This is a genomic window from Parachlamydia acanthamoebae (assembly GCF_000875975.1).
GTDB classification, from domain to species: Bacteria; Chlamydiota; Chlamydiia; order Chlamydiales; family Parachlamydiaceae; genus Parachlamydia; species Parachlamydia acanthamoebae.
In genome coordinates, this window is sequence record NZ_BAWW01000028.1 from 1 (window position 1) to 12,686 (window position 12,686).

A 12,686-nucleotide genomic window follows, 5' to 3' on the forward strand; every position below is an offset into this window, starting at 1 on the left:
GGGAAGAAGTCTTTAACGTGAAATACACAGCTTAATTTTTAAAAAATTGGATGCGCTATTAGATGCTCAAAACACAACATTTGACAATATCTCCGCTCCAGGAGCTATTCCTTTTAATAGCAGAGCTGTAACGCTTGTTCATAAAGCGCAAACTGGTGGTGTTATTACAATCCCACTGTCTGGAAACTATCTCATTGAATTTGAAGGGACATCCAATGTTTCCTCAAATTTTACTTTTCAACTAAAAGTCAATAATGCTGTTTTTGATCTTCCTGTGACAATTAGTGATGTGCTAGCAAATTCTCAGAAAGTCTCTTCAACAACCTCGCAGCTTTTAAATGCTGGTGATCAAATTAGTATCGAGACGGATCTCATTTTTTATGAAGCTAATTTAACGCTGACAAAGCAATGATAGCGCATTTTAGAGAGGATTTCAGATTTCAAAAATCCTCTCTAAAATGCTCCTCGATTAATTTTGAGGGGAAAAAATATTCATAAATATTGAAATCTTGATTTTAGATTATGTTCGAGTTTACGAGCGAACTCCAAATTTTTGACTGCTCGACGTTGTCATCATAAAATCCAGTGATTGAGGCTTCCATAGGTTTCGTTAATTTTTCCTCGTTGAATGCATAAAAGAATTAAGGCTATTCCCATTCCGCAAGTCAAGGCTAAAGATAGAGGGGTGAATTCTTTTAAAAACCAGGTGCTTGCGATTAAGCACAATCCTAAACCCATATTCAAATACCGAAAAGATCGGATTACTTCGGCTACCGATATAATCGAAATCGTGGTGATGAGAGCTCCTAGAATATAAGGTGCTGTTGTTTCATCTCCAAAGGAGAGAAAAGATTTGGAAAAAAGAAGCGTTATTCCGATAAGAGCGCTTAAGGCTAAGTTCCAGGGAAGACCAACACCTTTTACCATGCTTAAACATTTATCCAAGCATCCATAAGTGATTATCGAGGCATCGCGCTCATTCAATAACGGCTCACCACCTTTCCAAAATGTTTTCCAGAAAGAATTTCCGCTTTTCGTTGATTGTGATAGAAATTGCAGGGTTGCTGCGACCTCGTCAACGGTCAGGGCAATCATTGCCAGCATGCAAAAAGCGGTTAAAAGACACCAAAAACACCAGTATCCTACTAAGATGGGCTGGAGCATGATTAAGATGATGCTTGTCAGGCCAACGGGAATCACCAAGACTCCAAAAAAAATCACAGCCCATGGCATGGTATACCACCGTTTTATACCACCTTTGAATCCTGTCAAAGTCTCAATTGTATAGGCAAATGCTCCTAAGCCTGCATCTGAGATGGGGAATGCTTTTGAAACGGATGAGGTAATGACTTTAAGAGTTCCGTTATCAAAAATAGGATCCCAAATATGATTAAGATAGCCTAATTGATAAGAGGCCATGTAGCGAGATGAAAACCAACAAACAAATCCTAAGGCAATAATGGGAGCTCTTTGAGGCCATGAGGAGGGGTTGTAAGACCATCCTTCTGGAATGGGATTTCCGAACGTTTGGTTTTGAACAGTCACACCAGGAATTAAAATTGAAAAGATGATGACTAATGATCCTACAAGGGTTTCATTTAAGTAAGTCAGTGCGTCGGGTGCCCAAAAAAGAAGGGGCGCGAATTGAAGCCAAACGCCAATTGCGGCACAAACCCAGGGCTCCCATGTGTGTCTAGTGTTTAATGCATAAAAGCCAAAGGTGACCAACAAAATGCCGCATAAAATATCATTCCAGTAGAGGGTGCGACTCTGAGAGGTAAATGTCAAGGGAGTGAAAATTAACCAACACCCTAAAATGACAATTACATAACGAGTCCAACGGTCTTTTTGTTCAGAGTAAAGCATTATTCTTTCATCGATTTAGGAATTGACAGATCATTGGCTTTATACCATTCCAGAGGATCTGCTTTAAGGGATTTGATCATTTTTTGAAGGGAATGACCCACAAAATTTTTCGGTGTCCATCCCAAAGTCTCCCTTGCACGCGTAATGTCTAACGTGTAGTTATCATCCGCGATGTCGATCATCCAAGGTTTGATAAAAAAAATTTTTTCAAATGGGGAGTGATCTAAAATCCATGCACCTATTTTGGCAATCCACTTAGGAACTTGATAGGTTTTGAATGTTTTACCATAAAGTTGAGAAGCGATAATCCTTTGGATTTGATCGTAACTTAATGTGGCGTCTTCCCCGATTAACACTTTTAATTCGGGGGGGAGTGTATGCCTTTTTTCGACAGCCAACCAAATGGCTTCCGCAAGGTCGTCTAAATGCAAAAAGGGAGAGCCATGGTTGAGATTGCCAGAAAAAAGATGGCTAATGAGTTGTTTTTCATAGATGCGTTGAATTTGGTTCGCGATAGGGATGGAGTGGCACTGATCGTCGTAGCATCCTGCGATTTGCATGATAACGGCGGGAATAGTGCCTCTATTTTGTTGAATCAGAGCTTCCGTTTTAACCTTGGATTTTGGATAGTCCCATTTAGGATCAATCGGAGAGTCTTCGTTAATCGTTCTTCCTACTGGGCAAGGGGCATAAATTAATTGGGTTCCAGAAAATAAAAACTGTTGGGTGTCAAATTTTTGTACTTCTCGAAGTAAGCGTTCTGTTCCCTCGACGGTAATTTTTTGATAAAGAGTCGGGTCTCCCTCTCCAAAGCTATAATATGCAGCGAGATGGATGACCGAAATGATTTTGGGGCCATATTTTGTGCGGGCAATATGTAATCCATTTTTGACGCTTTCATCTGAAGTGATATCGACTTGAATGAATTCAACGTTATCATTTTTGTATTTAGAGGGAACAACATCAAATCCTACCAGTGGGTATTTACCACCTAGTCTTTGAATGACGCTTCGTCCAATCCTTCCACTGCTTCCTGTTATGAGAACAAAGCCTTCTTCATTCACCTGATTTCTCCTGTAATTATGTCACTCAACGTTCTAAACTCTTAATTTGCTTTCTAATCAGTCTAAGAAAATAATACAACCAATTTTATTAGGATTTTACTCTGATAAAATGGCGTTTTTGTCTTTACTCGAAACAACTCATCTAATAACCTAATGATTTGGGAAAATAATAGGGATGTCTCGGGCTATTCTAATTGTTTAAACAAAATTCTTTGCAAAGGAACGACTTAAACCCTTTTAGATGCAATGGTGATCATGGAAAAATTTGAGAAAGGTCAGGATAAGATTCAGAAAATTTGCGATACTCTTCGCAAGGAAACTCTTGAACCAGCAAGGCAAGAAGCTCAGGAAATTATTGCTGAAGCGCATGCCAAGGCTGCTAAAATTATCAAAGAAGCTGAACAGCAGGCTGTTACATTGCATGCACAAGCCCGCAAATCCATTGAACAAGAGCGGAACGTTTTCCAATCCTCTTTGGAACAAGCTGCTAGACAAGGTCTTGAATCTTTACGTCAATCAATTGAGCATAAGCTCTTTAACGAAGAACTAGAAGGTCTTCTAGAAAAACAAACGGCAGATCCAAAACTTATTGCAAATGTTGTGAACGCTATTGTTGAAGCTGTTCAAAAAGAAGGCATCTCTTCCAATTTAAGCGCTGTCATTTCCAAACGAGTTTCTCCTGAACAAGTGAACGCTTTGCTTTTAGAGAATGTGAAAAGCAAACTGAATGAAAAAGGAGTCACCTTAGGCAATTTTTCGGGTGGTGCAGAAGTTAAATTGCATGGCAAACGCCTAACAATTGACATCACAGACCAAACATTAAAAGAACTTTTGGCCGGCTACGCGCGAAAAGATTTCCGTCAGCTTATTTTTGGCATTAAAGGTGGGTAGTTTATGACCCAGTATTATTTTGTTGGCTCAGCACTTCCCGAGCTCAAAATCGATATGCCTCCTGAAATGAATTTTCATGAATTCGAAACATTGCTGTATGAAAATTTACAACCTGATGATTTAGAAGGTCTTAAACTTCTTCGTCGCTATTATGATATTCAAAATATGCGCGCATTTTGGAAAAAGGAGCCCTTTGATCATTTAGGCGCTTTTGATGAAAATGAGCTGGAGGATGCGCTTGTTGTGAGGGAGGGATTTCCCGATTACGTCTTTGATTTTTTGGATGTTCACGAAAAAACTGAAGATCGCCTGTCTCATTTTTCTGGCCTTGTGTCCACATTTTTTCGAGAAGAGGCAGCCCATTCAAAAGGCTTCACCCAAAAATTTTTACGCTTTGAAAGAGAATGGCGGCTTGTTTTTGCCGCATTTCGCGCCAAAAAAGGCGGGACCTCGTTCAAGTTTTTCAGTATGAAGATTCTTCAGATGATTTAGTTGCTCAACTTTTAGCCCAAAAGGATTCTAATTCTTTTGAGCTACCGGAAGGGTATGAGGATCTCAAACAACTATTTGATGAACATTACAATAACCCACTCGCTCTCTACCAAGCATTAACGGAATACCGTTTTCATAAAGTAGAAAGCTTTTGGGGCACCGACGTGTTTTCAATCGATCGGATATATGCCTATTTTGTTCAGCTTGCCCTCATTGAAAAATGGCGAGCTTTAGATAGGCAAAAAGGAATACAAACTGTGGATACCCTAGTGAAGGATGCATCATGAGTGAAAGCCAAACCACCATTCAAGAAAATAAAAAAGCCGTAGGGAAAGTTGTCAAAGCTTTTGGAAACTTGCTTCAAGTAGAGTTTGAAGGCAATATTCGACAGGGTGAAGTGGCAATGGTACATGTCGATGGAATTCGCCTGAAAGCTGAAGTGATTGAAATCAACAAAAATGAAGCGAAGATTCAGGTCTTTGAAGATACCAAAGGTGTTCAATACGAAACTGACGTTGATTTTGTCGGCGATCTTTTGGAAGCAGAATTAGGCCCTGGCTTGCTTTCTTCTATATTAGATGGGCTTCAGAATCCGTTAGAAAAAGTTGCGGAACATGCCGGCTATTTTCTACCTCGAGGACTCTACTTGGTACCTTTAGATCGCGCTAAAAGCTGGGACTATGAGCCAAAAGCAAAAGTGGGAGATGTTGTGCGTCGTGGCGATACTTTAGGGACGACGCTAGAAGGACGTTTTCATCACCATATTATGGTTCCCTTTGCTCTTTATGGAACATATAAAGTGAAATGGGTGATTGCTCCTGGTGCTTATAATGTCGATACTGTAGTGGCTCGCGTTGAAGATGAGAAAGGACAGGAACATGCTTTTACGATGGTACAAAAATGGCCCATCAAAAACGCCTTATTTGAAGGGGAAAAAATTAAACCCACGAAAATGATGGATACGGGGTTACGGATTATTGATACGCAGTTTCCTGTCATGAAAGGGGGAACGTTTTGTACTCCAGGTCCTTTTGGTGCAGGAAAAACTGTCATTCAGCACCACTTATCGAAATATTCGTCGGTCGACATTGTCGTTGTTACAGCTTGTGGTGAGCGTGCAGGTGAAGTGGTGGAAATCTTAAGAGAGTTTCCCCATCTAACAGACCCTCACACAGGAAATACGTTGATGGAGCGCACTGTTATTATTTGTAACACTTCTTCCATGCCTGTTGCAGCGCGTGAATCTTCCATTTATCTAGGAATGACAATTGCAGAATACTATCGCCAAATGGGATTGGATGTCCTGCTTTTAGCAGATTCCACTTCTAGATGGGCACAAGCGCTGCGTGAAATGTCAGGCCGACTTGAAGAAATTCCTGGCGAAGAAGCATTCCCAGCTTATTTAGCATCTAGAATTGCAGCATTCTACGAACGCTCGGGTGTGATCGCCTTACGCAATGAAAAGCAGGGCTCTGTTACTGTTGGTGGAGCTGTTTCGCCTGCGGGTGGTAACTTTGAAGAGCCTGTGACGCAAGCTACTTTGGCTGTTGTGGGGGCTTTCTTGGGGCTGTCGCGAGAGCGTTCAGATTCGAGACGCTATCCTGCTATCGATCCTTTAATTTCCTGGTCGAAATACATCGATCAAGTGGCGAAAGAAATGGATTCTCAACTAGAAGGATGGGGGCAGGTTGTTAAAAAAGCTGCGAACATTCTTCGTCGAGGAGATGAGATCGGGAAGCGTATGGAAGTTGTGGGTGAGGAAGGTACGGCTTTAGAAGATTTAATCCTCTATTTAAAAGCTGAGCTCTATGACTTTTGCTACCTACAACAAAATGCGTTTGATAAAGAAGACACTTATTGCCCTCTTCATCGTCAAGTGAAGCTTTTAGAAGTTATTCGTAAAATTTTTGACACACATTTTGTGTTTGCAACCCATGATGATGCTAGGCAATATTTCTTGCGCTTGCAAAATCAGATCAAAGACATGAATTCTCTTCCGTTTGATTCTGATAAATATCGCGCTGCTTACAGCAAAATAGAAGAAAGCATCGAAAGCGCACAAGCTGATTAACCTCTGAGGATACCCATGAAAAAAGTATATGATCGTATTAATGACATGCGTGGAAACCTGATTACTGTCACGGCTCAGGGCGTTAGTTTGGGAGAATTAGCTCGAGTCGATTTAAGAGACGGGCGTCATATTTATGCATCTGTTTTGCGAATTGAAGGAGAAACTGTGACTTTGCAGGTTTTCCAGAATACACGCGGAATTTCAACCGGAGACCGGGTGACGTTTTTAGGTCGGCAAATGCAAGCTTCTTTTGGAGATGCTTTACTGGGAAGGCGTTTAAATGGTGCAGGTGAACCTATTGATGGTGGACCCAGCATTGTTGGCGAGTCCATTAACATTGGAGCGCCTTCGTTTAATCCTGTACGTCGTGTGATCCCGCGGGAAATGGTAAGAACGAATATCCCGATGATTGATGTCTTCAATACGCTTGTGAAATCACAAAAAATCCCGATTTTTTCTGTTCCAGGAGAACCGTATAACCAGCTTTTAATGCGTATTGCCAACCAAACAGATGCGGATGTGGTTATCATCTCAGGGATGGGGCTTACTTTTGCTGACTACCAAGCCTTTATTGATAATGCAGAAGAATCCGGTTCGATGAACAAAACGGTAATGTTCGTTCATCGCGCAACCGACCCTGCCGTAGAATGTCTGTTGGTGCCTGACATGGCTTTAGCTTGTGCAGAAAAATTTGCTGTTAACGGAAAACACGTGCTGGTGTTGATGACAGATATGACGGCATTCGCAGATAGCATCAAAGAAATTGCGATCACGATGGACCAAGTCCCTTCCAATCGAGGCTACCCAGGATCTCTATACTCCGATCTAGCATCTCGCTATGAAAAAGCGGTGTTAATTGAAGGTAGCGGTTCTATCACAATCGTCGCGGTCACAACCATGCCAGGCGATGACGTGACTCACCCGGTTCCTGATAATACAGGTTATATCACTGAAGGTCAGTTTTATCTGCATAATAAACAAATTGACCCTTTTGGTTCCTTATCTCGTTTAAAACAGCTTGTGATTGGAAAAGAAACACGCGAAGATCATGGAGATCTGGCTAACACCATGATTCGTCTTTATGCAAGTTCTAAAAAAGCACGTGAAAGACAAGGAATGGGTTTTAAACTTTCTCGCTGGGATGAGCAGTTGTTAGCTTATTCAAAGCTATTTGAGGACCGTATGATGAACTTGGAAGTCAACTATTCTCTCGAAGAAGCTTTAGATTTAGGATGGCAAACTCTCGCAGAATGTTTCCAATCTGAGGAAGTTGGGATTAAGAAAACATTATTAGACAAATACTGGCCAAAAAATGCACTTGTTGGTGCTTAGTAGGAAAGTATGGCAGAAATTAAGTTAACGAAAAATGAACTACGCTCTCAGCAAGGTCGTTTGGGGCAATTACAAAAATATTTGCCCACCTTGCAGTTGAAAAAAGCGATGTTGCAAACGGAAGTCAATGATGCACGTAATGAAATTGCCCAACTTGAGCAATTATATGAGCAAAAGCATTATCAGGTAGAAGCTTATAGCGAGCTTTTTACGGAAAAAACGCCTGTGGACTTTAAGGAAGCAACCAGAGTCGTTTCCCTCAATAAGCGTTTTGAAAATATTGCAGGTGTGGAAGTTCCCCATTTCGAATCCATTAAATTTGCTGATTTGACTTACGATTTGTTTGACACGCCTCCATGGGTAGATCCTTTAATCACAGGGCTACGCTCGCTAATTGAGGCTACCGAAAAAATCAAAGTGGCTAGAGAAAAAAAGAGCGCTTTGGAAAAAGAACTTCGTGAAGTTTCAATTCGCGTGAACCTTTTTGAAAAAATTCTCATCCCTCGTGCCCTTGTCAACATCAAGAAAATTAAAGTTTTCTTGGGAGACCAGGAACTCGCAGCTGTTGCACGTGCAAAGGTTGCAAAGGAAAAGGTGGAGGCTCAGAAGGCGGCGGCTTTAGAACAAAAAACACTTCAGGAGGCTACTGATGCGCTATGACGTGAAAAAAGTTCTATTTGTAGGAATTGAGGATGAACGGGAAGTTTTCTTTAAAAAAGCTCAAGAAATCGGGCAAGTCCAATTTATTTCTCCCTCGGCAGTTAAAGATCGAGAAATTCCACAAGAAGTGCAGGATCTAGCCTCTGCTATTAAAATCGTGCGGGGTTTTCCCACTTTACCGCAAGAAGACCAGGGGAATATTGCTCTCGCAGATGGTTTAGCCCAAAAAATTTTGCAGCTTAAACATAAGCTTGATCAGTTGGAAGAAGAAAAGCGGATGACGGCTTTGGAAATTAGCCGGATTGAGGTTTTTGGTGATTTTTCATTGGATGACATTGCTGCTATCGAAAAAGAAGGAAATCGCAAGGTGCAGTTTTTCTTCGCTAAAAAGGATTTCTTTGATCATCACGCACTTTCAGATGAGCTCATAAAAATTGGTTCCGACCATGGTCTCGATTATTTTGTTTCGATTAGCAAAATACCGAAGCAATATGAGAAAATGGTGGAGATGAAAATCGAACATCCTCTTGGAAAGCTAAAACAACGCAACCAAGAAGCGCACAAAGAATGGATTGAAACAGAACATCTTTTAAGAAGTTATGAGAAATATAACCACTTTTTGCATCAAGGTCTTGTTGACAAGCTGAACAAGTATCATTTGATACATGCCAAAGGTTATGCAGAAGATATTTTAGATGGAAATCTCTTTGCTGTTCAAGGATGGGTTCCGGTTAATAAACAAGATGAAATCCAAAAACTTGTCGACAAATTTAGGGTACATTCAGAAGAAATTGAAATTGAACCGACAGATACTGTTCCGACCTATTTGGAGAATCAAAATCTTTCTCGCATGGGGGAAGACCTCGTGCATATTTACGATTCTCCCTCTATTAGTGACAAAGATCCCTCTTTGTGGGTATTATTTTTCTTTTTACTTTTCTTCGCCATGATTATGGGCGATGGGGGATATGGATTAATCCTTCTAGGCATTGTGCTTTTCATTCGATACAAAAAGCCAAACTTGAAAAATTTAGGGAAGCGTGTTTTGAATCTTACGACCCTGTTAGCTGTTTTTTGTATTGGTTGGGGCCTTGTCACCCACTCTTTTTTTGGGATGAATCTAAGCCCTGACAATCCGCTGCATAAAATGGCCCCCTTAACGTGGCTGACAGAAAAGAAAGCGGATTATCACATCCAACACCAAGATGCGGTGTACCAAGAATGGGTAGATAAATTTCCGCAACTCAAAGGGGTCACAGATCCAAAAGAGTTTTTAGCCAAAGGCTACAGCGAGCAAAAGGGTAAAAAAAGCTATGACATTATTAGCAAATTTTCAGATAATATTATGTTGGAATTTGCCCTTTTTATTGGTGTCATTCATATTGGAATTTCGCTCATTCGCTATGCAAATCGGAATTGGACAGCAATCGGATGGTTAATCTGCCTGGTGGGGGGATATTTATATTTTCCTTACTATTTGGATGCAACCTCTATGCTGCACTACATCTTCCATTTGGATAAAGAACAGGCAGGAATTCAGGGCCTCTATCTTTTAATGATTGGGACGGCAATTGCAGTCATCATTGCCATTTTCAAACAAAAGTTTTTGGGCGTGTTTGAGGCAATGACGGCGATTCAGGTGTTTTCAGATGTACTTTCCTATTTGCGTTTATATGCTTTAGGATTGGCTGGAGCGATCATGGCAAGCGTGATCAATGAAATGAGTGAATCGATGACTTTTGTTCTCGCTTTGATTGTGATGATATTGGGTCATGCTGTCAACTTTGCCTTAGCTATTATGAGCGGCGTCATCCATGGGCTCCGTCTTAACTTTTTGGAATGGTATCACTATAGCTTTGAAGGGGGAGGAAAAATGTTTAATCCTCTTCGAAAAATTTCACTTGACTAACTTCTAGGAGAAATCACAATGGATTTCAATTTCGACATGGTGGGACCCGCTTTGGCGCTGGGTTTAAGTAGTATTGGAAGCAGTATTGGCTGCGGTATCGCAGGAATGGCTTCTCATGCTGTAATGAGTAGAGTAGAAGAGGGACACGGAAAATTCATTGGAATGGCTGCTGCTCCATCTTCACAGTCTATTTATGGGTTTATTTTAATGCTTTTGATGAGCAGAGCCATTAAAGCTGGCGCTTTAGCACCTTTATCCGGAATCGGGATTGGGGCAGTTGCGGGTGCGGCAATTATGGTTTCAGCGATTTATCAAGGAATGGCTGCTGCGACAGGTATTCAAGCTTCTGCAAAACAACCGGCAATTTTTGGTAAGTGTTTTGCTGCATTGGGAATTATCGAATCGTTTGCGCTATTTACATTTGTATTCTCTTTACTACTTCTGTAAATGCAAAAGCACACAAGGCATTCGCTTTGTGTGCTTTTTTATTTGGTAGCTACTCAGATTAGCTCTGGGAATATAAAAATAAGCTTGGTACGCACAGCATGCAGCCACGCATTGATAATCGTTGTATTTAGATCGGATGGATCTCCTTCCCACTTAGCTTCTCCATCAGTCGATAATTTCACTGGAGAATAGCTGCCAAAAACTTTGCAAATCGTCATCACACTTGTATGCATTTTGATATAATGAAGATTTCTTGCTTTGGCGAATTCTTTTGCTGCCAATTTAGCTGTTTTTTTACTGGCATGGGTACTTTCGACAGTTACATCAGAAGAGAATTGAATGAGCATTCCCGAGATTTTAGGAAAGGTATTCTTTACTACAGACCATTTATGGGGCTCACTTTCAGCAATCGTAATAAATGAAATCGTCATGTTTTCTCAATGATTAAAGGTGAAATGCCTGAAAATAAGCGAATCAATAAATAATTTCAAACGTTGTTTTATTTGAACGAGAGTGGCTGCTGTTCTCTTTTTCGCACATTGAAAAGAAGTAAATCTTTCCTGCTTTTTCTAATTTGATAACTTAATTAAATTTTAAAGTAGTTTGTTTGCGTTTTTTTGTGGATAGTTTATACTTATTGATTATTTTCTTTATCAAAGGTGTGAAATGTTTCTTCCCAATAGCTTATTTGAAAAACCTATTTTTTGGGGTTCTACAGATTTTAAATATCTCGGTATTCGGGATGATGAGTTAGTCATTGAAAATCACAAATGTGATTTGGCTCCTGTTCGCAAATTCACTCAAACTTTTTTAACAGAAAATTCTCAAGACGTAAAGGAAGCTTTGGAAGGAAAAGAAACAGATTTTCTTAAAATTTTTTATGTTAATCTAGTGAATTTGCTTCGTAAGACTCAGTCTTCCGGTGCAAAGAAGCCATTTCAAGATAGCTTACGCTTTTTTCATATTCTTCCATCTAATCCAATTGAAGAATTAGCCGAACTTGCCTTTGAAGTGATTAAAAAAAGAGTCGGGTGGAAAAAAACTGAGTGCATGGACACGATCCCTCCAAAAATTCGTAAAAACTTGGTTTTTAGTAATGATAGCGCAAAGCTTGCTGAGGTTTATAAGAAATACGCCTACATTCGCAATTATTTTAGCCAAGACTATTCTATCGTCATTCATGCGCAAAGCACATATTTAAACATTTACACCGATCTAGTAAAAGAAATTCAAAAAATTCAAAATCCTCAAAATGATCTGAAAAGCTTTAAATTTTTACGAAATCCTGTTGAAGCCGAAGAATATGGAAATTTTGCTGAATTTCAAGAGATCAAACAAGAAGGACGGATAGATGATACTCGCGATAGAAATGAGATTATATCCGCTGATATTTATGATGAAAATATAGAGGCTTCAGAATCTGCATTTGATTACGTTAGAAAAAATGGAAATGCGCTCAACCCGACGCACGTGTTAAATGAATTATTAGAGGAATTATTAGGTTTATATGATTTAACATCTGATCAAAGAGCTTTGATTAACGACAAAATTGAAATAATTAAACAAGGCTTTGGAGAACAGTCCCAAGTGGGTAATTTACTCGTTATTTGTATTCCAAAAGAATTAGCCTACTCTGAAAGCAGTCCTCTTTGGCTATCTGCGCATCATGGAATTCCATTAAAAACTACAGGCGCCTCTTTTGAACAAGTGGGCGATCTTTTACAAGCTCGGAAATTAAAACAGGCTAAAAAATATTTAAAATTTCGAGGGGGTCTCCCGGTGTTGTCTACTCCCCAATGTCGATTGTTAGCTTATCTGCTAAAACCCGACCAGGGAATCAAAATTTTTAGGGTTAATGCTCTACCAAAAACTTTTAGGGAAAACTATAAAATCCAAATTAAAGAAATCGTTCACGAGATATTGAGCACGCAGACTTACTAAGGTCAGTTAAGGC

11 protein-coding genes and 1 pseudogene are annotated in these 12,686 nt (G+C 40.0%); 9 read left to right on the forward strand and 3 right to left on the reverse strand.

Features of this window, described 5'->3' with window-relative positions:
• The first annotated feature begins 46 nt into the window (after window positions 1–46).
• On the forward strand, window positions 47–412 hold the full coding sequence (locus AOM43_RS06470; RefSeq protein ID WP_226987431.1) for a hypothetical protein: 366 nt from the start codon (window positions 47–49) through the stop codon (window positions 410–412).
• 161 nt (window positions 413–573) lie between these two features.
• Here the strand turns inward: AOM43_RS06470 and AOM43_RS06475 are convergent, their stop codons facing one another.
• The gene (locus tag AOM43_RS06475; protein WP_059359516.1) at window positions 574–1,866 is read right to left on the reverse strand and encodes a vitamin K epoxide reductase family protein; all 1,293 of its coding nucleotides are present in this window, start codon (window positions 1,864–1,866) and stop codon (window positions 574–576) included.
• Complete coding sequence (locus AOM43_RS06480) at window positions 1,866–2,930, reverse strand: NAD-dependent epimerase/dehydratase family protein (RefSeq protein ID WP_059359517.1); 1,065 nt, start codon at window positions 2,928–2,930, stop codon at window positions 1,866–1,868. Before AOM43_RS06480 ends, AOM43_RS06475 begins: the two co-directional genes overlap by 1 nt.
• Before the next feature lie 255 nt (window positions 2,931–3,185).
• On the opposite strand from AOM43_RS06480, the gene AOM43_RS06485 reads away from it, so the two are divergent.
• From AOM43_RS06485 to AOM43_RS06515, 7 genes and pseudogenes are all read left to right on the forward strand, one after another.
• Window positions 3,186–3,821: an ATP synthase subunit E gene (locus AOM43_RS06485; RefSeq protein WP_013925494.1), complete on the forward strand. Its 636-nt coding sequence runs from the start codon at window positions 3,186–3,188 to the stop codon at window positions 3,819–3,821.
• A 54-nt stretch (window positions 3,822–3,875) separates the two neighbouring features.
• Window positions 3,876–4,600: pseudogene (locus AOM43_RS06490) on the forward strand (DUF2764 family protein).
• A complete protein-coding gene (locus AOM43_RS06495) occupies window positions 4,594–6,384 on the forward strand; it encodes a V-type ATP synthase subunit A (RefSeq protein WP_420835510.1) in 1,791 nt (596 codons plus the stop codon). The pseudogene AOM43_RS06490 and the gene AOM43_RS06495 overlap by 7 nt, the downstream one beginning before the upstream one ends.
• Window positions 6,385–6,399: 15 nt before the next feature.
• Window positions 6,400–7,716, forward strand: coding sequence for a V-type ATP synthase subunit B (locus AOM43_RS06500; RefSeq protein WP_006342250.1), 1,317 nt, complete (start codon window positions 6,400–6,402; stop codon window positions 7,714–7,716).
• A 9-nt stretch (window positions 7,717–7,725) separates the two neighbouring features.
• Window positions 7,726–8,376 (forward strand): V-type ATP synthase subunit D, encoded by a 651-nt coding sequence (locus tag AOM43_RS06505; protein WP_059359519.1) that lies wholly within the window; start codon window positions 7,726–7,728, stop codon window positions 8,374–8,376.
• Window positions 8,366–10,285: a V-type ATPase 116kDa subunit family protein gene (locus AOM43_RS06510; protein ID WP_059359521.1), complete on the forward strand. Its 1,920-nt coding sequence runs from the start codon at window positions 8,366–8,368 to the stop codon at window positions 10,283–10,285. The genes AOM43_RS06505 and AOM43_RS06510 overlap by 11 nt, the downstream gene beginning before the upstream one ends.
• 18 nt (window positions 10,286–10,303) lie before the next feature.
• A complete protein-coding gene (locus tag AOM43_RS06515) occupies window positions 10,304–10,732 on the forward strand; it encodes an ATP synthase subunit C (protein WP_006342246.1) in 429 nt (142 codons plus the stop codon).
• A 53-nt stretch (window positions 10,733–10,785) separates the two neighbouring features.
• Here AOM43_RS06515 and AOM43_RS06520 read toward each other — a convergent pair whose 3' ends face one another.
• Window positions 10,786–11,163 (reverse strand): hypothetical protein, encoded by a 378-nt coding sequence (locus AOM43_RS06520; protein ID WP_059359524.1) that lies wholly within the window; start codon window positions 11,161–11,163, stop codon window positions 10,786–10,788.
• Window positions 11,164–11,398: 235 nt separating this feature from the next.
• Between AOM43_RS06520 and AOM43_RS06525 the strand changes: the two genes are divergently transcribed.
• Window positions 11,399–12,673 (forward strand): hypothetical protein, encoded by a 1,275-nt coding sequence (locus AOM43_RS06525; protein WP_059359525.1) that lies wholly within the window; start codon window positions 11,399–11,401, stop codon window positions 12,671–12,673.
• The last annotated feature ends 13 nt before the right edge of the window (window positions 12,674–12,686 follow it).